The organism is Alcaligenes sp. Marseille-Q7550 (assembly GCF_965112015.1).
In genome coordinates this window covers 97498-119049 of sequence record NZ_CBCOPU010000003.1, presented here as the reverse complement: position 1 = coordinate 119049, position 21552 = coordinate 97498, and the positions used below count along the sequence as shown (strand labels likewise).

Annotated in this window: 20 protein-coding genes and 1 pseudogene; 4 read left to right on the top strand and 17 right to left on the bottom strand. The window is 65.1% G+C overall.

Annotation, left to right across the window (positions count from 1 at the left end):
- Positions 1-458: 458 nt before the first annotated feature.
- From ACWPWO_RS17050 to ACWPWO_RS16980, 15 genes are all read right to left on the bottom strand, one after another.
- Positions 459-1331, bottom strand: a complete 873-nt coding sequence (locus tag ACWPWO_RS17050; RefSeq protein ID WP_454007605.1) for a redoxin domain-containing protein — start codon at positions 1329-1331, stop codon at positions 459-461.
- Between the two features lie 42 nt (positions 1332-1373).
- Positions 1374-2033 carry a phosphoribosylanthranilate isomerase gene (locus tag ACWPWO_RS17045; RefSeq protein WP_454007814.1) on the bottom strand — a complete coding sequence of 220 codons (660 nt, stop codon included), beginning with the start codon at positions 2031-2033 and terminating at the stop codon, positions 1374-1376.
- A 61-nt stretch (positions 2034-2094) separates the two neighbouring features.
- Positions 2095-3759: a TRAP transporter large permease gene (locus tag ACWPWO_RS17040; RefSeq protein ID WP_454007604.1), complete on the bottom strand. Its 1665-nt coding sequence runs from the start codon at positions 3757-3759 to the stop codon at positions 2095-2097.
- A 2-nt stretch (positions 3760-3761) separates the two neighbouring features.
- Positions 3762-4379 (bottom strand): TRAP transporter small permease subunit, encoded by a 618-nt coding sequence (locus ACWPWO_RS17035; protein ID WP_454007603.1) that lies wholly within the window; start codon positions 4377-4379, stop codon positions 3762-3764.
- Positions 4380-4565: 186 nt separating this feature from the next.
- On the bottom strand, positions 4566-5384 hold the full coding sequence (gene truA, locus ACWPWO_RS17030) for a tRNA pseudouridine(38-40) synthase TruA (RefSeq protein ID WP_454007602.1): 819 nt from the start codon (positions 5382-5384) through the stop codon (positions 4566-4568).
- Between the two features lie 10 nt (positions 5385-5394).
- The gene (locus ACWPWO_RS17025; protein WP_454007601.1) at positions 5395-6591 is read right to left on the bottom strand and encodes a type IV pilus assembly protein FimV; all 1197 of its coding nucleotides are present in this window, start codon (positions 6589-6591) and stop codon (positions 5395-5397) included.
- Complete coding sequence (locus tag ACWPWO_RS17020) at positions 6554-6826, bottom strand: hypothetical protein (protein ID WP_454007600.1); 273 nt, start codon at positions 6824-6826, stop codon at positions 6554-6556. The genes ACWPWO_RS17025 and ACWPWO_RS17020 overlap by 38 nt, the downstream gene beginning before the upstream one ends.
- A 2-nt stretch (positions 6827-6828) precedes the next feature.
- The gene (gene asd / locus ACWPWO_RS17015; protein ID WP_454007599.1) at positions 6829-7953 is read right to left on the bottom strand and encodes an aspartate-semialdehyde dehydrogenase; all 1125 of its coding nucleotides are present in this window, start codon (positions 7951-7953) and stop codon (positions 6829-6831) included.
- 44 nt (positions 7954-7997) lie between these two features.
- Entirely contained in the window at positions 7998-9074 is a 1077-nt protein-coding gene (gene leuB, locus ACWPWO_RS17010; protein ID WP_454007598.1) for a 3-isopropylmalate dehydrogenase, read from the bottom strand.
- An 81-nt stretch (positions 9075-9155) separates the two neighbouring features.
- Positions 9156-9806 carry a 3-isopropylmalate dehydratase small subunit gene (gene leuD, locus ACWPWO_RS17005; RefSeq protein WP_454007597.1) on the bottom strand — a complete coding sequence of 217 codons (651 nt, stop codon included), beginning with the start codon at positions 9804-9806 and terminating at the stop codon, positions 9156-9158.
- Between the two features lie 12 nt (positions 9807-9818).
- Complete coding sequence (gene leuC / locus ACWPWO_RS17000; protein ID WP_454007596.1) at positions 9819-11222, bottom strand: 3-isopropylmalate dehydratase large subunit; 1404 nt, start codon at positions 11220-11222, stop codon at positions 9819-9821.
- Between the two features lie 203 nt (positions 11223-11425).
- Positions 11426-12250 (bottom strand): M48 family metallopeptidase, encoded by an 825-nt coding sequence (locus ACWPWO_RS16995; RefSeq protein WP_454007595.1) that lies wholly within the window; start codon positions 12248-12250, stop codon positions 11426-11428.
- 53 nt (positions 12251-12303) lie between these two features.
- On the bottom strand, positions 12304-13371 hold the full coding sequence (gene aroC / locus ACWPWO_RS16990; RefSeq protein WP_454007594.1) for a chorismate synthase: 1068 nt from the start codon (positions 13369-13371) through the stop codon (positions 12304-12306).
- Positions 13372-13485: 114 nt separating this feature from the next.
- Positions 13486-14949 (bottom strand): protein adenylyltransferase SelO, encoded by a 1464-nt coding sequence (locus tag ACWPWO_RS16985; protein ID WP_454007593.1) that lies wholly within the window; start codon positions 14947-14949, stop codon positions 13486-13488.
- Between the two features lie 29 nt (positions 14950-14978).
- Positions 14979-15374: a DUF2069 domain-containing protein gene (locus ACWPWO_RS16980; protein ID WP_454007592.1), complete on the bottom strand. Its 396-nt coding sequence runs from the start codon at positions 15372-15374 to the stop codon at positions 14979-14981.
- 84 nt (positions 15375-15458) lie between these two features.
- Here ACWPWO_RS16980 and ACWPWO_RS16975 point away from each other — a divergent pair, with 84 nt between their 5' ends.
- Positions 15459-16817 carry a YihY family inner membrane protein gene (locus ACWPWO_RS16975; protein ID WP_454007591.1) on the top strand — a complete coding sequence of 453 codons (1359 nt, stop codon included), beginning with the start codon at positions 15459-15461 and terminating at the stop codon, positions 16815-16817.
- A complete protein-coding gene (locus tag ACWPWO_RS16970; RefSeq protein WP_394060057.1) occupies positions 16801-17262 on the top strand; it encodes a CBS domain-containing protein in 462 nt (153 codons plus the stop codon). Before ACWPWO_RS16975 ends, ACWPWO_RS16970 begins: the two co-directional genes overlap by 17 nt.
- Positions 17263-17273: 11 nt before the next feature.
- Here the strand turns inward: ACWPWO_RS16970 and dusA are convergent, their stop codons facing one another.
- A complete protein-coding gene (dusA, locus tag ACWPWO_RS16965) occupies positions 17274-18272 on the bottom strand; it encodes a tRNA dihydrouridine(20/20a) synthase DusA (RefSeq protein WP_454007590.1) in 999 nt (332 codons plus the stop codon).
- Positions 18273-18496: 224 nt separating this feature from the next.
- On the opposite strand from dusA, the pseudogene ACWPWO_RS16960 reads away from it, so the two are divergent.
- A pseudogene (locus ACWPWO_RS16960) lies at positions 18497-19467 on the top strand (homoserine kinase).
- 69 nt (positions 19468-19536) lie between these two features.
- On the top strand, positions 19537-20259 hold the full coding sequence (locus ACWPWO_RS16955) for a BPSS1780 family membrane protein (RefSeq protein WP_454007813.1): 723 nt from the start codon (positions 19537-19539) through the stop codon (positions 20257-20259).
- Between the two features lie 430 nt (positions 20260-20689).
- Here the strand turns inward: ACWPWO_RS16955 and ACWPWO_RS16950 are convergent, their stop codons facing one another.
- Positions 20690-21550, bottom strand: coding sequence for a type II secretion system F family protein (locus tag ACWPWO_RS16950; RefSeq protein WP_454007589.1), 861 nt, complete (start codon positions 21548-21550; stop codon positions 20690-20692).
- Positions 21551-21552 lie beyond the last annotated feature (2 nt).

Below are 21552 nucleotides of genomic sequence, written 5' to 3'. Positions count from 1 at the left end.
CGCAGGCGGGGCGCGGGGACGGGGTGCAAGCGTCGTTCTGTTCGACGGCGGCGCTTGTTGCTCGCCTGGGGGGCGAGCAACCCGCCGGAGTTAACGACGCGCCCGGCCACTCGTCCCGACCAGGGCACCGGCGCGCCGCGCCGGCAAGCCATCAGCCCCGTCCGATCTTCCCGCGCCTTGAACGGCGTCTTCAAAAACCAGTTCGGCATCGACTTGACAATTCAGTCCCCGGGATTCTTCGAAAAACCTTTTTTGCCCCAGACCGACCCAGTCCGAAATTCTACGGCAGGCGTTGACGATTCTGGATGAAAAAGGGACGATTGCGCTGAGCATGAGGCGTCCGGCGAACGGACTGGGCGGCGCGCGCCCGGACACCGCCACGGCGCATCAACGTGCCGTCGGCTTCATGCCGAGCCGGCTCCTGCCCGATCGGACGACGCAAGCCAGAGCCTGAACTCCTACATCAAACGATCGATACGGTCATTCAGCGTGGCGGCCGACAGCTCCCCGGCGCGCACGTCCAGCAGCCGCCCCTGCGCGTCCAGGAACAGGGTGGTGGGCAGGCCGCGGCTGCGGACAGCCTGGCCCAGTTGCATCTGCGGATCGCGCCACATATTGGCCAGCTCCAGCTTTTCCTTGTCCAGATACTGCTGGATGACGTCGGCCTCCTCGCCCTGGTTGGCAAAGACGATATGCACGTCGTCGCGGCTGGACTGCACCTGCTTGAAGGCCGGCATCTCCCGCCGGCACGGCGGGCACCAGGTGGCCCACAGGTTGACCACGGTCAGCTTGCCCTGATAGCCCTGCAGCCCCGCCGGGGAATCGGTCTGCGCCTGCAAGGGTTGCAAGGCCACCGTCGGTAAGATCCGGGATTCCTGTGTCTGCATCGTGCCCGCCCAGCTCATGATCAGGGCGAAGGCGGCCAGGCCGACGGCAAGGCCTCCCGACAGCGCCGGCAGCATCGCCTTGTCGCGCAGCCCGCGCCACAGCCAGTAGGCCAGGGCTGCCGCAACAGCGGCCGGCAGCATCAAGCCGCCGTCGCGCAGATCCAACCAGCTCAAGGGCGCGTGGCGATAAAAATCCCATTGCTGGATGAGAAAGCCCAGGCGTCCGGCCACCACGCCCAGCAGCATGCCGCGCCACAGCGCGGATTCCGCGCGCGTCCGGCTTCGCCTGTCCAGCCACGCGGCCAGCAACAAGGCCGCGATGGCCGCCGCCATGAAGGCGAACAAGGACGTGGCGAAGGTGAAGGGACGAGCTGGATGCTCTGCATGGATACGGCTCCTGGCAAGACCGGAAAAGAAGGGCCCGCTCGCGGCGGGCCGGATCAAGAGAGATAGACTTCCTGAAACCCGAAAGATTCCCCGCCGGGTTCAGGAGTGCGCCAGCGCCTGCATGAACTGCGCGATCTTGTCGGCGTTCTTGACGCCCGGCGCATCCTCGACGCCGCTGCTCACGTCGATGGCGTAGGGCCGATGCAGGGCCACGCGTCGCGCGACGTTGTCGATCCGCATGCCGCCGGCCAGGATCAGGGGCGGCAGATGCGCCTGGCTCGAAAGCCTTTGCTGCAGCCCATGGATCAGGTCGGCGTCAAAGGCCGTGCCGGTGCCGCCGTAGGCATCGTGATAGCCGTCCATCAGCCAGCCCTGGGCGTCCGGATACGCCAGACAGGCCTGGAACAGGCCCTCCACCGTATCCAGGCCGGGCGCGCCGGCCCGGAAGGCCTTGATGTAGGGGTGGCCATACAGCCGGCATTGCGCCGGGCTTTCTTCCCCATGGAACTGCAGCAGGTCGGGACGGACCTGGTCCAGTATCTCGCGCACGAACGCTTCCGGCGCGTTCACGAACAGGCCGACAGCCTGCACGAAGGCGGGGATGCGCCTGCGCAGGCGGGCCGCCTGGTCCGTGGAGAGCATGCGCGGGCTCTTGGGATAGAACACAAAGCCTAGGGCGTCGGCGCCCGCCCGGACGGCGGCGTCTATGTCCTGCTCCCGGGTCAATCCGCAAATCTTGATCCGGGTACGGGCTGGCATCATGGCTGCTCCTGAATGAAAAACGGGGGCTTGGCGCCCCCGTTGTTGAACCGATGCTGTCTTACTGGAAGACGGCGGCGGGATCCTGTCCGTAGCTGTCCGAACCATAGGTGGATTCGGTGCCGAACTGGATCTGGGAATCGTCCAGCAGGACCTCGCCGTGCTTGTAGTGGGTGACCATGCCGGGGAAGACCATGACCGCCGCCACCATCAGCAACTGGATAATGATAAAGGGAACCGAGCCCCAATAGATATCCGTGGTGGCCACGCGCCTGATGCGTTCGCCGGTGACCTTGTCGATATAGTCTTCCTTGGGCGCCACCGAACGCAAATAAAATAGTGCGAAGCCAAATGGTGGATGCATAAAGGATGTTTGCATATTAACTGCTAACAGCACGCCGAACCAGATCAGGTCTATCCCCATCTTGTCGGCCACCGGACCCAGCAAGGGCACGATGATGAAGGCCAGCTCGAAGAAGTCCAGGAAGAAGGCCAGCAGGAAAGTCAGCACGCTGACCACGATCAGGAAGCCCCATTGGCCGCCGGGCATGTCGATGAGCAGGTGCTCCACCCACAGGTCGCCGTTGATGCCGCGAAAGCTCAGGCTGAACACCGTGGAGCCCACCAGGATGAAGACCACGAAGCAGGACAGGCGCGTGGTCGACTCCATAGCCTGGCGCAGCAGCTTCCAGGACAGGCGCCCGCGCGAGACGGCCATGATGATGGCTCCCACCGCGCCCATGGCGCCGCCTTCGGTCGGCGTGGCCACGCCGATGAAGATGGTGCCCAGGACCAAAAATATCAAGAACAGCGGCGGGATCATGACGAACACCACGCGCTCGGCGATCCGCGACAGCAGCTTCAGGCGCAGCAGCTTGTTGGCCAGGGCGATGACCCAGGCCGTGATGCCCCACAACAGGAGCATCACGACGATATGCTCGTCCACGGGAATGTTGGGGTGCGTGGCGAAATAGTGCTGGGAGCCGAAGTAGGCCACGGCCGAAGCCAGCAGCGTCAGCAGGATCAGCGAAGTCAGGCCGCGGCTGCCGTCCGGCTCCACGTAGACCCGGGCCTCGGGCGGCAGGGCCGGAGCAGACTTGGGCTTGATGTAGGACATGGCCACGATGTACAGGATGTACACGCCGGTGAGCAGCAGGCCGGGCACCATGGCGCCGCGGTACATGTCGCCGATGGAGCGGCCCAGCTGGTCGGCCAGGATGATCAGCACGATGGAAGGCGGGATGATCTGCGAGAGCGTGCCGGAGGCCGCGATCACCCCGGTCGCCAGCCTGCGGTCATAGCCGTAGCGCAACATGATGGGCAGGGAAATCAGGCCCATGGAGATCACCGAGGCCGACACCACGCCGGTGGTGGCCGCCAGCATGGCGCCCACCAGCACCACGGCGATGGCCAGGCCCCCGCGCAGCGGGCCGAACAACTGGCCTATGGTGTCCAGCAGGTCCTCGGCCATGCCGGAGCGCTCGAGAATCAAGCCCATGAGCGTGAAGAACGGCACTGCCAGCAAGGTATCGTTCTCGACGATGCCGAACACGCGCTGCGGCAATGCCTGGAACAGGGCGGGCTGCATCAGCCCCAGTTCGATGGCCACCAGGCCGTAGAGAATGCCGATCGCGGCCAGGGTGAAGGCCACCGGAAAGCCCAGCAGCAGGAACGCGATCAAGTTGAAGAACATGATCGGCGCCAGATTATCAACAAAGAATTCCATCGTTACCGGCCTTTCGAAACGGGGGTTGCAGCTTGCTGGGCCTGCGCCATCTGGCGGATTTCCTCAGCCAGCTGTTCTTCGGCGCTGGGGCCGCCCGAGCCCTTGAGCGGATTGGGGCAGGCGCCGCGCAAGAAGCCTATGCACTTGATCAGGTGGGAGACGCCCGCCAGGCACAGGAGCGCAAAGCCCACGGGAATCAGCAGCTTGACCGGCCAGCGTATCAGGCCGCCCGTATTCGAGGACAGTTCATGCAGATCGTAGGACTGCTGGAAGAAAGGGATGGAGAGCCAGAAGATCAGCAGGCCGGCGGGCAGGAGGAAGAAGATGACGCCGATGACGTCGATCCACACCTGCAGGCGCGGCGGAAAGCGCTCGGCCAGGGCATCCACGCGCACGTGCTCGTTCACGAAGAAGGTATAGCCGGCCGCCAGCAGGAAGATGGCGCCGAACAGATACCACTGCAGCTCCAGCCAGGCGTTCGAGCTGACCCCGAACACCTTGCGCACCACAGCGTTGACGGCGCTGACCAGGACCACGATCAGGGTCAGCCAGGTCACCGATTTGCCGACCGCGGTATTGATGCGGTCGATAAAGCTAGATATACGTAATAAAAATTGCATGGCCTTGCTCAGGATATGGTCGCGTCCCGGAATAGCTTGTGGCTGGACCCGGAAGGTAGTCGGCCCAAAATTGGATTGGAATGCTTACAAAAAGAAAAGGCTTCACATTTTATACGATTGAAGCAGGCACGAACGGCTCTCGAACCAAGGAATTACCCTTTAGAACAGGACATTGAATCGCTTGCTTCATCCTGTTTGTCCAAAGCGCAGACCGGTCAGCTCGCGCAGTTGCCCATAGGGGTCGGCGGCGGGCAGGCCGAAGGCGGGCGGATAATCCACCCCGGCCAGATACAGGCCGCTGGCTTCGAATGTGGGCGCGGCCAGGCGCCGGTCGCGCTGCTGCAGCAGCTGCGCCGCCCAGGATGGCGGCTGACGGCCTTGGCCTATATAGATCAACGCCCCCATCAGGTTGCGTATCATGTGATGCAGGAAGGCGTTGGCGCTGAAGCTGAACAGGAAATAATCCCCCTGCCGCTCGATGTGCGCGCGCGTCAGCGTGCGCACCGGGCTGGCCGCCTGGCATTCCGAGGAACGGAAGGCGCTGAAATCATGTTCGCCCAATAGATGTCCGGCCGCCTCCTGCATGCGGGCCAGCTCGAGCGGCCGGAACACCCAGGCCGCCCTGCCCTGCGTCAAGGGCGAACGCACCCGATGCTGGCGTACCAGATACACATAATGGCGTCCCTGAGCCGAGAAGCGGGCATGAAAATCGTCCGGCACCTCGCGCGCCCATTGGACGGCGATGGATTCCGGCAGCAAGGCGTTCACCCCGCGCACCCAGGACTCCAGGCTGCGCGCGGCCGTCGTATCCAGATGCACGGTCTGGTTCAGGGCATGCACGCCGGTGTCGGTGCGCCCGGCGCAAATGGTGCTGACCGGATGTGCGGCGAACCGGCTCAAGGCCTGTTCCAGCACATCCTGCACCGTGCGACCGCCCGGCTGGCTCTGCCAGCCCAGCCAGGGCGCGCCGTCGTAGCAGACGCCCAATGCGATGCGAGTGCTCATTGGCCCGCCTTTACGGACGGACGGGAGGCTCGTCCGAAGGCGGCTGGTCCAGGTCCAGATTGATTTTTTCCAGCTTCTCGCGAACCATGGCCTCGCTGACGGGAGCCGGGGAATCGTCGATGTCTTGATTGGCGGAATTGGCCCGTTTGAGCACCCAGGTCACGATCAGCACGATCAGGGCCAGGACCACGGCCATGACGGCCAGCATGTGTTCTTGTATCCAGGACACGGTTTTCTTTGCCTTGTTGACTGCGCCGGCCATCTTGCCTTGTTCAGGGCCGGGTGCGACGGAAGCGGATCCGGAAGCGGCGAGGGGCGCCGCCGCGCCCGCCTGCCCGCCCTGCTCAGGGACGACGGCGGGAGTGTTCGCGCTGGTGTCGGCAAGGCCCAGTTCGCCGGCCGACTCCAGGATCAGATCCTTGGCCGCCTCCCCTTGCGATTGCAGGGCGCGGCTGAGATTGGAAACGTTTTCTTCGAGTTGCGACGCCCGTTCGCCGGTATCGCGCAACTGGTGCTGCACCGCCTGCTTGTGGTCCTCGGCCGCAGTGGGCGCGGACAGGCGCAAACGATCCTGGGCCTGTTCGGAAACGGCTTGGACCGCGGCGCCGACCTGTAGCGCCCCCTGCGAGGCGTCGGCCTGGCCCATGCGCACCCGGCCGCCCTGACGCAGGGCGCGGGCCTGGTCCACGTACAGGCGCCGGGCCTGGGCGTCGTCCAGCGACAGCATCAGGTCCATGTCCGGCACCTGCAGGGATTGCCCCGCCTTCAGGCGATGCAGATTGTGGCCGATGAAAGCATCCGGATTCAGGCGCTGGACGGCCAGCATCCACTGGTAGGCCGTGACCCCGTCCACCGCATAGCGACGCGCCAGGGCGTGCAGCGTGTCGCCGGACTGAACCTGGATGGCGCCCTGCGGCACGCGCTGCACGCTGCTGTGTCCGGACGCGGCGCCCGCGGGCGCCGCCGGAATCAAGACGGATATCGGCGCGGCGCGTCTGGCCTGCGCCTGCCGCACAGGAACTTGCACGCGTACCGCAGCGGGCGCGAGCACGCTGACCTGATGCGTGGCCTGGCCACTGTCGCTGCGGATCTGCAGCAGGATATCGGCCACCTTGCCCGAAAAAGGCTGGTCGGACGACAGGACGATGCGGCGCACCTGGCCTTGGCCGTCACGCTCCAGCCGGACCTGCAGGGAAGCCAGGTCCACCGGCGGGACCCCACCAGCCGCGCCAGGCCGGCAGCGGCGCAGGCGCGGCCTGCAGGGACAGGCTTTCCGCCGGCGTGATGCTCCGTATGCCAACATCCAGCCGCAGGGGCTGGTCCGGGCGCGAAACCAGGCGGCTGTGGCCGATCTCCAGGGCCTGGACATCGGCGCCGGCCAGCACGCCTGCCGACAGCAGGGCCGGACCCAGCAGATGCAGTGCGCGCCGGCGGCCTGTCATGGTTACAGCTCGCCCAGGGCGATGCGCAGCATGCGACGCAGCGGCTCGGCCGCGCCCCACAGCAACTGGTCGCCCACGGTAAAGGCGCTGAGGTATTCGGGACCCATGTTCAGCTTGCGCATGCGGCCCACAGGGATGTCCAGCGTGCCGGTCACGGCCACGGGGGTCAGTTCCTGCATCGTGGCCTGGCGCTCGTTGGGGATGACCTTGGCCCACTTCGAACCCTGGGCGATGATGTCGTTGATCTCGTCCAGCGGCACGTCGCGGGTCAGCTTGATGGTCAGCGCCTGGCTGTGGCAGCGCATGGCGCCGATGCGCACGCACAGGCCGTCGATCGGGATCTGCTTGTCCTGCGCCGTGCGGCCCAGGATCTTGTTGGTCTCCACGCCGCCCTTCCATTCCTCGCGCGTCATGCCGTTGCCCAGGTCGGAGTCGATCCAGGGGATCAGGCTGCCGCCCAGCGGCACGCCGAAGTTCTTCTGCGGCAGGGAGGGATCCTTCTGCGCCTGCAGCACGCCGCGGTCGATATCCAGGATGGCCGAGGCAGGGTCGGCCAGCAAGGCGCCCACGGACTGGTTCAGCAGGCCGAACTGGGTGAGCAGCTCGCGCATGTGCTGGGCGCCGCCGCCCGATGCGGCCTGGTAGGTCATGCTGGTCATCCATTCGACCAGGTCATGCTTGAACAGGCCGCCCAGGCCCATCAGCATGCAGCTGACGGTGCAGTTGCCGCCGATGAACTGCTTGCCGCCCTTGGCCAGGGCCGCGTCGATGACGTTGCGGTTGATGGGGTCCAGCACGATGACGGAATTCTCGTCCATGCGCAGCGTGCTGGCCGCGTCGATCCACAGGCCGTTCCAGCCGGCGGCGCGCAGCTTGGGATAGATCTGGCTTGTGTAGTCCCCGCCCTGAGCGGTCACGATGATGGGCAGCTTCTTGAGCGCTTCAATATCGTGAGCGTCCTGCAATGGGCCGGCGCCGTCAGCCCACGAGGGAGCTGCGCCGCCGGCGTTGCTGGTCGAGAAGAACACCGGCTGAAAAAGGGAAAAATCGCCTTCGTCGCGCATACGCTGCATGAGCACGGAGCCCACCATACCGCGCCAGCCGACCAAACCTACCGCTTGAGTCATGGTAATACCACCTGGATATCGATAATGTAAAAACTATAAGGATACTATTTTAAAGCCTGAAGAACCGCGTCGCCCATGGCGCTGGTGGACACGAGTTCGCAGCCTGCTTCATGGATGTCGCCGGTGCGCAGCCCCTGCTCCAGCACGCTGGAGACGGCGGCCTCGATGCGCTTGGCCTGCTCCTCGGCATTGAGCGAATAGCGCAGCAGCATGGCGGCCGACAGGATCGTGGCCAGCGGATTGGCCTTGTTCTGGCCGGCGATGTCCGGAGCCGAGCCGTGGCTGGGCTCGTACAGGCCCTGCTGCGACGCGTTGAGCGATGCCGAAGGCAGCATGCCGATGGAACCGGTCAGCATCGCAGCCTCATCCGATAGGATATCGCCAAACAGGTTGCCTGTGACGATCACGTCGAATTCTTTTGGCGCACGCACCAGTTGCATGGCGGCATTGTCCACGTACATATGGCTCAGGGCCACGTCGGGATACTCGCGCGCCACATCGATCATGATGTCGCGCCAGAACTGCGAGGTCTCGAGCACGTTGGACTTGTCCACGCTGCACAGGCGCTTGTTACGCTTCCGGGCGGCCTGGAAGCCCACGTGGGCGATGCGGCGCACTTCGCTTTCGGCGTAGTGCATGGTGTCGAAGCCCTGGCGCTCGCCGGCGAAGGCGCCTTCCTGCACGGTGCGCACGCCGCGCGGCTGGCCGAAATAGATGTCGCCGGTCAGCTCGCGCACGATCAGGATGTCCAGCCCCGACACGACTTCAGGCTTGAGCGTGGAAGCGTTGGCCAGTTGCGGATACAGGATGGCCGGACGCAGGTTGGCGAACAGGCCCATGGCTTTGCGCAGGCCCAGGATGGCCTGTTCGGGGCGCAAATGACGTTCCAGCGAATCGTATTTCCAGTCGCCCACGGCGCCGAACAGCACGGCATCGGACTGCTGCGCCAGCTTGAGGGTTTCGGGCGGCAAGGGATGGCCGTGCAGGTCGTAGGCGGCGCCGCCCACGGGAGCCACCGTCATGTCCAGGTCCAGGCCCACGGCGGACAGCACGCGCTGCGCCTGTTCCGTGATTTCGGGGCCGATGCCGTCGCCGGGCAATACTGCAATCTTGTAGGTCATGATGAAGTCAGGCGTAAAAGTCGGGGGATAGGGAAAAAGCGCTCCGGCCTGCCGGCCGGAGCGCTTTTGTCATGAGCGTGTTCAGGCGGACGGATTGCCGACCAGCCAGGGATGGCGGGCCAGGCGCTGCGACTCGTATTCCCGGATCAGGTCGGCCTTCTGCAAAGTCAGGCCGATCTCGTCCAGGCCGTTGAGCAGGCAATGCTTGCGGAAGGCGTCGATGTCGAACGGCAATTCGCGGCCTTCCGGCGTGATCACGCGCTGCTGCTCCAGGTCGATGCGCAACTGGTAGCCGGGGAAGGCCTTGACCTCGTCGAACAGGCGAGCCACGTCCAGTTCATTGAGCACGATGGGCAGCAGGCCGTTCTTGAAGCTGTTGTTGAAGAAGATGTCGGCGAAAGACGGCGCGATGATGGCGCGAAAACCGTATTGCATCAGGGCCCAGGGCGCATGTTCGCGGCTGGAACCGCAGCCGAAGTTCTGGCGCGCCAGCAGGATGGAGGCGCCCTGGTAGCGGTCCTGGTTCAGCACGAAATCGGGGTTGAGCGGCCGCCTGGAATTGTCCATGCCCGGTTCGCCATGGTCCAGATAGCGCAGCTCGTCGAACAGGTTGGGGCCGAAACCCGTACGCTTGATGGATTTCAGGAACTGCTTGGGAATGATCAGGTCGGTGTCGACGTTTTCCCGGTCCAGGGGAGCGACCAGGCCTTGATGAGTGGTGAAAGCTTGCATGGCGAGGTCTCCTTAGTTGAACGAGCGCACATCGACGAAGTGACCGGCAATGGCGGCGGCAGCGGCCATGGCGGGGCTGACCAGGTGCGTGCGTCCGCCCTGGCCCTGGCGGCCTTCGAAGTTGCGGTTGGACGTGGACGCGCAGCGCTCGCCTGGTTCGAGGCGGTCGGCGTTCATGGCCAGGCACATGGAGCAGCCCGGTTCGCGCCATTCGAAGCCGGCATCCAGGAAGATCTTGTCCAGGCCTTCCTGCTCGGCCTGGCGCTTGACCAGCCCGGAGCTGGGCACGATCATGGCCTGCTTCACATTGGCGGCGACCTTGCGGCCGCGAGCCACGGCGGCCGCGGCGCGCAGGTCCTCGATGCGGGCGTTCGTACAGGAACCGATGAACACGCGATCGATGCGGATGTCCGTCAAGGGCATGTTGGGCGTCAGGCCCATGTATTCCAGGGCGCGCTCCATGCCGTTGCGCTTGACGTCGTCCTTTTCCTTGTCCGGGTCGGGCACGCGGCTGTCCACGGGCAGCACCATCTCTGGCGAGGTGCCCCAGGTCAGCTGCGGCATGATCCGGCTGGCGTCGATGCGCACGACGCGGTCGAACTGGGCGCCCTCGTCCGAATGCAGCGTCTTCCAGTATTCCACGGCCTGGTCCCACAGCGGACCCTTGGGCGAATAGGGACGGCCGCGCAGGTAGTTGATGGTCTGCTCATCGACCGCGACCATGCCGGAGCGCGCGCCGGCCTCGATGGCCATGTTGCAGATGGTCATGCGCCCTTCCATGCTCAGCTCGCGGATGGCCGAGCCGCCGAACTCGATGGCGTAGCCCGTGCCGCCGGCCGTGCCGATCTGGCCGATCACGTACAGGATCAGGTCCTTGGCCGTGCAGCCGAAGGGCAGCTTGCCGTCCACCTGCACCAGCATGCTCTTGCTTTTCTTCATGAGCAGGGTCTGGGTGGCCAGGGTATGCTCCACTTCCGAGGTGCCGATGCCGAACGCCAGCGCGCCCACGGCGCCGTGGGTGCTGGTGGGCGAATCGCCGCAGACCACGGTCATGCCGGGCAGCGTCGCGCCCTGCTCGGGGCCGACAATGTGCACGATGCCCTGGCGCACGTCGTTCATGCGGAATTCGGTGATGCCGAAGTGTTCGCAATTGGCATCCAGCGTATCCACCTGCAGGCGCGAGATCGGGTCTTCGATGCCGTTCTGACGCGAGGTGGTGGGCACGTTATGGTCGGCCACGGCCAGGTTGGCGCTGATGCGCCAGGGCTTGCGCCCGGCCATGGTCAGGCCCTCGAAGGCCTGCGGGCTGGTCACCTCGTGCAGCAGGTGGCGATCGATATAGATCAGACAGGTGCCGTCTGTTTCCTGGTGCACGACATGTTCGTCGAACAACTTATCGTATAAGGTCTTGGCCATTGCGTTCTCAACATCCGGTTGGGACAGGAGCCCGGAAAAAGCCGGGCCGCTTGCTGTGATTTACGTCATTATGACAGGCGCAGTAACTGGGACAAGACCAGTTGCCATCCTAGTATTGAAAGTACCAGCCTGAACTTGCGCGGGCATAGAAAACCGGGCGCCTTGCAGGCATCCGGCCGGTCGAGGCGCCTGGGAAAAGCCGTCTAACGCCGCGCTTGCTCGTAGAGCGGCATGAAACGCTCGGAAATGGCCTGCAGGTCGGCGATGCGGGTCGAGGACGAGGGGTGGGTGGACAGGAACTCCGGCTGCCCCCTGCCCTGCTCCAGCGCCGCCATCTTCTGCCACAGCGTGACCGCGGCGCGCGGGTCGTAGCCGGCGCGTGCGGCCAATTCGACTCCGATCAGATCGGCCTCGGTCTCGTGCGTGCGGCTGTTGGGCAATTCGAACATGACTTCGCTGAGCGAGCTGCCCAGGTCGCTGACGGACTGCACGCCGGTGATGGCCGTGAGCACCGACAGACCGATGGAGGTAGCCATCTTCTGCGACACCTGCTCGCGCGAATGCTCGCGCAAGGCATGCGCCATCTCGTGCCCGATGATGGCGGCCAGTTCGGCGTCCGTGGGCTGGATGCGCTTGATCAGGCCGGTGTAGACCGCAATCTTGCCGCCGGGCATGCACCAGGCGTTGACCTCGTCCTGGGCTATGACGTGCACTTCCCAGTTCCAGCCCGCGGCATCGGGCCGGAAGGCGCCGACCTGGGCGATGAGGCGCTGGGCGATGGCGCGCACCCGCCGGGTCTGCGCCGCATCCGTATCCAGCGCGCCCTGCGCCCGCGCCTGGCTCAGCACCTGAGCGTAGTTCTGTGCCGCCGCCTGATTGAGCTCGGCCTCCGAAACCAGGCCCGACATGTATTGCTTGCGCTCCACGCCCACATTCCCGCTGGATGTGGTCTGGACGGCGGCACAGCCCGCCAGCGCCAGCGCCAGCGCGCCGGCGGCGAATCGTTTGCCAAAGACTGAACGTTTCATGAGCGACTCCACAGGCTGTTGAAGAAGTAAGGAACGTACGCCCGGCTTGCGGATCAGGTCCGGATGGAGCATTGCGCCTGATGGCGCAGGCAATGATCCATCAGGACAATGGCCAGCAGGGCCTCGGCAATGGGCGTGGCGCGTATTCCCACGCAGGGATCGTGGCGGCCCAGCGTCTGCACCTCCACCGGATCGCCGGCGCGGGTGACGGAGGGCCGCATGGTACGAATGCTGGAGGTGGGCTTGATCGCGAGCGACACGGTGATGGCCTGGCCGGAAGAAATGCCGCCCAGGATGCCGCCGGCGTGATTGGTCTTGAAGCCGTCCGGGTAGAGAGCGTCGCCGTGCTCGGAACCTTTTTGCACGATGCTTTCGAAGCCCGCGCCGATGGACACGCCCTTAACGGCGTTCAGGCCCATCATGGCATGGGCGATATCCGCGTCCAGGCGGTCGTAGATGGGTTCTCCCCAGCCGGCCGGCACGCCTTCGGCCACCACTTCGATGCGCGCGCCGATGGAGTCGCCTTCCTTGCGCAGTTCTTCCATATAGGCTTCCAGTTCCGGCACCATGTCGGGGTCGGGCGCATAGAAGGGATTCTGGCTGACGCTGTCCCAGGTCTTGAACGGGATCTGCAAGGGGCCGAGCTGGCTCATGTAGCCGCGGATCTGGATGCCGAAATGCTGCCCCAGCCACTTCTTGGCGATGGCGCCGGCCGCCACCGTGGGCGCGGTCAGGCGCGCCGAGGATCGGCCGCCCCCGCGCGGATCACGGTTCTCGAATTTTTTCCAATAGGTGTAGTCGGCGTGCCCGGGGCGGAAGGTATCCAGCAGGTTGCCATAATCCTTGCTGCGCGCATCGGTGTTGCGGATCAGCAGGCTGATGGGCGTGCCCGTGGTGCGGCCCTCGTAGAGGCCGGACAGGATCTCGACCTGGTCAGGCTCGCGGCGCTGCGTGACGTGCCGGGAGGTCCCGGGCCGGCGGCGGTCCAGCTCGACCTGGATGTCCTGCTCGGACAGTTCCAGGCCGGGCGGGCAGCCGTCGATGACCGCGCCAATGGCCGGTCCGTGGGATTCACCATAATTGGTGACGCAGAAGCTTTTGCCTAGTGTATTGCCGGACATACGTGGTTTCGTTGCGAAGAAATGCGAAAAAATGAAGAAAGGACAGACTGGATTATGGCATTGTTCACCGCGCCGGACATGCGCGCGACCGTATCCCCGCCATAGGCCGCCCGGTCAGGACGAGCAGCTGACCTCCAGCCGGCAGCCCCAGTCGGGCGGCACGGCGGCGTAGGCCTCGTACCCCGCGCGCTCGGTATAAGGGTCGCGCAGCAGCGTCAGCAAGGTTTCGATCTCGGCGGCGTCGTCCTGCGCCGCGGCCCGTATGGCCTGCTCGGCCAGGTAATTGCGCAGCACATAGAGCGGATTGACGCGATTCATGGCGGCGGCGCGCTGCGGCGTGTCCGATCCATCCTGGGCCAGGCGCTGCCGATAGCGTTGCAGCCAGGACGAGGCCTGTTCGGAGTGCTCGAACAAGTCCAGGAAAGCATCGGGTATGGCGGGCGCCGGAGCCAGGGCCCGGAAGGACAGGGTGAAGTCCGCGCCGCTGACGTGCAGCAGCCGCCACCAGTCATCCGCCAGCCCGGCGTCCTCCTCGGTCCAGGTGCGCAGGCCGAACTTGGCCTGCAGATTGGCGTGATAGCGCTTGAGGAAGTGGCCCTCGAAGGTCTGCAGGCTTTCCTTCAGGGCGTCGGCCTCAAGGTCCAGCGACAGGAAGGCGCTGGCCAGGCGATACAGGTTCCAGTGCACGATGGACGGCTGCATGTTCCAGGCGTAGCGCCCTTGCGTATCGCTGTGATTGCACACATGGTTGACGCGGAAACGATCCATGAATCCGTAGGGGCCGTAGTCTATGGTCAGGCCCAGGATGGACATATTGTCGGTGTTCATGACGCCGTGGCAGAAGCCCACCGTCTGCCAGTCCGCCACCATCTCGGCGCTGCGCCGCGCCACTTCTTCCAGAAAACGGCAGACGCGCTGCTGTTCGCTGTCGGACTCCCGGCGCAGTTCGGGGTAGAACTCGCGCAGCACGTAGTCCAGCAGGATGCGCAGGCGCTCGGCATCGTGCGACCAGTGCTCGAAGGAGCCGAAGCGCACGAAGCTGGGCGCCACGCGCGTCACGATGGCGCCCGTCTCCACGGTTTCCCGATACACGGGAGTGTCGGAAGTGACCAGCGCCAGGGCCCGGCTGGTGGCGATGCCCAGGCCGGCCATGGCCTCGCCGGCCAGGTATTCGCGCACGCTCGAGCGCAACACCGCGCGGCCGTCTCCCATGCGCGAATACGGCGTCTTGCCCGCGCCCTTGAGCTGCAACTCCTGGGGGCCGTCGGCCGTGTCGATCTGGCCCAGCAGATGCGCGCGGCCATCACCGAGCTGGCCGGCCCAGATGCCGAACTGATGGCCGCTGTAGACCGCCGACACCGTCCGCCCGCCAGGCAGGGGCTGCCGGCCCGCAACCACGTCCAGGAACTCGGGCTCGTGCAGGCGCGCCGTATCCAGCCCCAACTGGGCCGCCAGGGGCTCGTTGACATGCAGCAGGCGCGCATTGACCAGCGGCTGGGGCGGCACGGCGGTATGGAAGGCGGACGGCAGATCCGCGTAGGTATGGCGTATGGTCAGGCCGTCGAACAAGCTGGACATGAGTCCTCCTTAGATCATGAACACGTTCGTTATGCCGACCGGGCGTTTTTTTCGGCCTTGGCGCGCTGCTTGGCGGCCTTCTTGGCCGGCCACAGGTAGAAGATGGCGCAGAAGTAGAAAATGAGCGTCAGAACGATCTCGCCCAGCGCCCAGGGCAGGACGGTGGCCACGGGATCGGACCAGGCCCGCACCACGCCCTCGGCAAAATACAGCAGGATCATCATGGAGGTCCACTGCAAGGTATACAGATTGCCCTTGAGCACGCCGCGCAGCGGAAACAGCAAGGGCACGACCTTGAGCACCAGCCAGGATCCGCCGGGCTTGAGGGGCGCGAAATGCAGCTCCCAGGCCAGGCAAAGGACGATGAGGGCGACCAGCGCCGAGGCGGCCACGCGATGAAGTATGGGGTTCAATGGTGCATGCATGCTGTTATTATCACCTGAAACCATGTCGAAAAAGCAGCGCCCGGCGCACGAAACATGCCCTGAAAAAACGACGAGGAATCCTACATGCTCCCTGTGCCGTCCAGCGACGCCAATTCCCCGCACACTGCCGCCAACCCGACTGCCCAGCCCACGTCCGCGCCGCCGCGCAAAGGCCTGGCGCACCTGCTGGACATCGTGCGCTTCGTGTTCAAGCGCGTGGCCGAGAAAGACCTGATGAAGGTGGCCTCCAGCCTGACCTACACCACCATTCTCGCCCTGGTGCCCATGCTGACCGTCGTGCTGGCCCTGTTCACGGCTTTTCCGCTGTTCCAGGAGTTCGAGCAGGCCCTGGAAGGCTTTCTGACCCGCAACCTGATGCCGGAAGTGGTGTCGGAAAACGCGATGCTGTACCTGAACCAGTTCGCCGCCAAGGCCTCGGGCCTGACCGCCGTGGGCAGCCTGTTCCTGATCGTCACGTCCATCATGCTGATCATGACCATAGACGAGACCTTCAACGACATCTTCCAGGTTCACGTCAAGCGGCCGCTGGGCCAGCGCCTGCTGGTCTACTGGGCCATCATCTCGCTGGGCCCCATCCTGACCGGCGCCAGCCTGTGGGCCACCGCCGTGCTGGCGCGCGAATCCCTGGGCTATATCGGCGATCTGTCCGGCATCGTATCCTTCGCCCTGTCCTATGTTCCCTTCCTGTTCAGCGCGCTGGGCTTCACGGCGCTCTTCATGTACGTGCCCAACCGCCGCGTCTGGTGGCGCGATGCGCTGGTGGGCGGGGTGGCGACCGCCGCCGCCCTTGAAGTCATGAAGGCGGGCTTCGCCTTCTACCTCACGCGTTTCCCGACCTACACCATCATTTACGGCGCCTTCGCCACCTTGCCCATCTTCCTGCTGTGGATCTACATATCCTGGCTGATCGTGCTGCTGGGCGCCTCCATGGTCGCCATCCTGCCCGACTGGCGGCGGCGCAACTGGGTCAAGCTCGACGTGCCGGGCATCGCCTTTACCGACGCGGTGAACATCCTGCACCAGCTCTGGCTGAACCGCCTCGACCCCCTGCCCGGGCTGAGCATCAGCTCGCTCAGCCTGCGGCTGGAACGGGACCCGGACGAGCTGAACCAGGTCATGTGCAAGCTCAAGGACATGGGCCTGATCGCCGACACGCTTCAGAACGAGGACGAAGTCTGGGTGCTTAGCAGCGATTTGCGCCAGGTCAGCCTGAATACGCTGATAACGACATTTCTGCTGGACCGCTCCCATGCCCACGAGGGTCCGCTAGAATATGTACTGAACTATCTATCCCACTTCTTCGACCAGCGAATGTCCAATCTGGAAAACCTGTTTGAATCGCCCGACGGCGTACTTGCAGCCTGCCCAGCCCCACAGAATTCCGATATCCGCCAGGAGACCCAGCATGCTAAAAGTCAGTGAAATCCTGCGTGTCAAAGGTGACACGCTTTATACCGGCACCCCCGACATGACCGTCGAAAAAGCCGTGCAGAGCATGAGCGAGCTGGACATAGGCTCGCTGGTCATCATGGAGCACGGCCAGTTGGTCGGCATGCTGACCTTCCGCGAAATCATCCGCCACTGGCACGCGCATGGCGACAAGGCCTCGGGCTTCACGGTGCGCAGCATCATGGACGACGCGCCGGTCAGCGTCACGCCCAACACCAGCGCCGATGAAGTACAGCGCCTGATGCTGGACAACCACGCGCGCTACATGCCGGTCATGGACGGCCCCACGCTGATGGGCGTCATCTCCTTCTACGACATGGCGCGCGCCATCGTGCACGCCCAGCAATTCGAGAACAAGATGCTCAAAGCCTACATCCGCGACTGGCCCACCGACTCCGAATCGGCCGGGGCCAACTGATCCTGCCGCTCTCAGGCGCCGTTCTGGCGCTTGAGCTCCTGCCAGGCCTGCGCGAGCAGGCCTGCGTCGTTTCCGGCCAGCAAGGCGGGATCGGTCAGGGTGCGGCGCCACTGGCGCGCGCCCTTTTTGCCGTGCGGCCAGCCCAGCAGGCTCTTGACCACGATGCGCAGCGGCACGCCCGCCCGCACCTGCGCGGCGGCATAGGCCTGCATGCGTTCGATGACGCTGTCCTCGTCCGGGATGGCCTCGGACGGCCACAAGCGGCGATGGATGTCGGTGAGCACGCCGGGCGTATGCCAGGCGGCGCGGCCCAGCATGACGCCATCGAACTGCTGCTCCAGCTCCACGGCCTGGTCGGCCTGGACGATGCCTCCGTTGAGCACGAACCGCGCCTGCGGGAAATCGGCCTTGAGCTGACGGGCCGCGTCGTAGCGCAAGGGAGGAATCTCGCGGTTGTCCTTGGGGGACAGGCCCTTGAGCACCGCATTGCGCGCATGCACGGTGAACACGCGACAGCCGGCCTCGAACAGTATGCCCACGAAATCGCGCACGAAATCATAGGATTCGCTGTAGTCCAGGCCCAGCCGGTGCTTGACCGTGACCGGTACGGAAACCGCGTCCTGCATGGCCTTGACGCAATCGGCGACCAAGTGCGGTTCAGCCATCAGGCAGGCGCCGAACGCCCCCTTCTGGACGCGCTCTGAAGGGCAGCCGCAATTCAGGTTGATCTCGTCGTAGCCCCATTGTTCGCCCAGCCGGGCGCTGGCGGCCAGCGCCTGCGGATCGCTGCCGCCCAGTTGCAGGGCCACGGGATGCTCGGCCGGGTCGAAGTCCAGGTGGCGGGCCTGGTCGCCGTGCATCAGCGCACCGGTGGTGATCATCTCGGTGAACAGCAGCGCCCGAGGCGCCAGCAGGCGGTGAAAGAAGCGGCTGTGCCTGTCGGTCACATCGATCATGGGCGCCACGCTCAAGCGCCACATCTGGCCGTCAGGCAGGGTGGGGGTATTCATATGGATTCGGGTAGAGGCCCGCGGCAAATGGCGGGCGCAATAGACAACCTGTTATTTTAATAGCTTAAGGGCCGCGGGGAAAACCGGCGCCGCGCGCCCGGTCTCGCGCCAAAATCCGCGACACGCCCCAAAAAGCCCGCGCACTGGTCTAAAATCGGCCGTTTGGCTCTTCTTTGCGCGCCGGCCGGCGCGCCGCCACCTTCCAACCGGACACTGAATCAAGCATGGCTGTTTTTACCTCTGTCAGCGAACTGGATGCCCGCGCACTGCTGGACCACTACAACATCGGGGAGCTGGTCTCCCTGCGCGGCATCACCGCCGGCATTGAAAACACCAATTACTTCCTGACCACCACGCAAGGCGAGTATGTCCTGACCCTGTTCGAAGTGCTGACGCTGGAGCAACTGCCCTTCTACGTCGAACTGATGCATCACCTGGCCGCCAAGGGCGTGCCGGTGCCCGAACCCATGACGCGCCGCGACGGCAAGCGCATCGGCGTCATGCACGGCAAGCCCTGCTCCATCGTCACGCGCCTGCGCGGAGGCTACGAGCCCGATCCCACCGTGGAGCACTGCCGGCAGACCGCCGCCACCCAGGCCCGGGCGCACCTGGCCGCGCAGGACTTCCCGCTGGAGCAGCCCAATCTGCGCGGCCTGTCCTGGTGGCAGGCCACCGTTCCACAGGTGCTGCCCTTCCTGGATGCCGGCCAGGCTGAGCTGATCCAGACCGTGCTGAAGGAGCAGACCGATTTCGCCGCCACGGACTGCTACCGCAGCCTGCCCAAGGGGCCGGCCCACTGCGACCTGTTCCGCGACAATGTGCTGTTTGCCGGCACGTCGGATTCTCCCCAGATGGGCGGCATCATCGACTTCTACTTCGCAGGCTGCGACACCTGGCTGTTCGATGTGGCTGTGGGCGTGAACGACTGGTGCATAGACCGCCTGACCGGCGCCCTGGACCTGGAAAAAGCGCAGGCCTGGCTGCAGGCCTACGCCCAGGTGCGTCCCTTCACCGATGCCGAACGGCAAGCCTGGCCGCGCCTGATCCAGGCGGCCGCCCTGCGCTTCTGGGTGTCGCGCCTGCACGATTATTCCTGCCGCGTCCGGCCCAGACGCTCAAGCCCCACGACCCCCGCCATTTCGAGCGCGTGCTGCGCCAGCGCCGCGACCACGGCGTCCCCGCCCTGCCGCGCTGATCACGGATACCGACCATGCAGGCTGCCAAGCTCCCCTTTCTCTATGGCTGGTACTGGATTCAGGAAGGCATGCGGCTGTTCAGGCTGCAGCCCGCCGCGCTCTTCTTCTGGAGCCTGGTGACATCCATCCTGATCAATCTGAGCACCCTCTTCCCGATCTTCGGCCAGATGATCCTGATCGTGCTCGTGCCTTCCATGACCTTCATCGTGCAGAACGCCTGCCGACGCATAGACGGCGGCCAGACCATGCGGCTGGGCATGTGGCTGGAGCCGGTCAAGCCCTCCAATGTACGCGCCCGGCTGATCCAGCTTGGCCTGATCTATCTGCTGGCCTGCCTGGCCGCGGGGTTCCTCGCCACCGCGCCTTTCGTGCAGGAGCTGGCCGACCTGATGGCCAACAGCAATGCCGCCAGCCCGGAAGAGATCATGTCGGCCTTCCGCAAGCCCATCCTGACCTTCTTCATCCTGTACATTGGCTTGTCGGGCCTGTTCTGGCACGCGCCCGCCCTGGTGGGCTGGCACGCCGTGCCCATCAAGCAGGCCTTGTTCTTTTCCATGGTGGCCTGCTGGCGCAACAAGGCGGCCTTCCTGCTCTATGGCCTGTGCTGGGCCGCCGCTTTCTATGGCCTTCAGACCCTGGGCCAGCTCATGCTGGGCGCCGGCCTGAGTCCCGGCACCCTCACGGTGCTGCTGACACCCGTCAACCTGGCGATCGCCGCCGTACTCTACGCCAGCTTCTACCCGGCCTACCGCAGCGTATTCGGGGATTCCACCCCCAGGCCGGCCGTCTGATCCGGCCCAAGGGCAGGCTTCGTTCACAACCGTGGACCAAGCCTGCCATCGGCATCACCCAGGATCATCCAGAATCACCCAGGCTCGCCCTACGCCCTGCCGCAGTTGCCGCAAGGCATCCCGCCATGGCCCGAATCCCTGGAGGCCGCACAAGAATCCCGCCGGCGCCTCCAGCACGGAATACGCTTGCGGGCACCAGCGCCAAGTACCGACCGGCACATGAGAGCAAAAACGCAAGGGTTGGTCGCATCGATCCAGAAAACACAGATCCAAGGGCTCGCGCAGCCCCCAGGTATGAACGGCTCGGCAAGGCCGCAACCACATGCCGTGCAGGCCGCCGTCGCGCGGAAGCGCACGCCAGCCACGGAGCCGCGACCAGGCGTGGCGGGCATCATGCAGGCACAGCAGACGTGCGTCCATGAGCGCCGCCTCAGAAAGGCGCCGACAGCCACGGCCCCAGCAAGGTCATGCCCAGAACCAGGAAGGTGCAGGGAAAGATGCAGACCACCAAAGGCAGAAGCAGGTGGACAGGCAGCTTCAAGGCCCGCTGCTCGGCTTCCAAGTGCAAGCGGTTGCGCAACTGCTCCGATTGGGCGCGCAGCAAGCTTGCCAGGGACAGGCCCGTCTCCTGGGCCACCTCCAGCGCCAGGGCCAGTTCCTCCAGGTCCGCCAGCCTGATCCGTCGCCCCGCGGAACGCATGGCCTGCGACAGCCGTCGCCCGGTGCGCATGTCCGCCAGCGCCATGGACAGGACATGCCTCAAGGCGCCATCGGGAAGACTTTCCAGGGATTGGGTCCATGCTTGCTGCAGCCCCAGCCCCGACTCCACCGCCAACACCAGCAGGTCCAGAAAGAACGGCAGGTCGCGACGACAGGCGCCGGCCTGCCTGCGCAGGGAGACGCGCACCTGCTGCAGCCAATGCATCAGACTGACCGGCACGATGGCCGCGCAGGTCCACGCGGTGGCGCGCAACGGAAAACCCAGACGCAACAAGGCCGCCGCACTGCCCAGCGCAAGCAGGCTGGCCAGCGCCAAGGTCCTGGCCAAGGCGCCGACCGGATCCCGAGCCGTCGGCCCGGCGAGGCGATGCAGCCATTCGTTGATCACAGGCAAGGAACCCGCCATCGCCAGCAACTTGAGAAACGGGGCCTCCCAGGCCTGCAGGGCTGCTTGCGCGGGCCGCCGGCCAGCTCGCATCAACTGCCGACAGCGCGCCTGCCAGCCCCACAGCAAGGCCATCGACAAGCAGCTTGCGCTCGCGCCGGCCAGCAGCCGGGAAAGTCGATGCATGC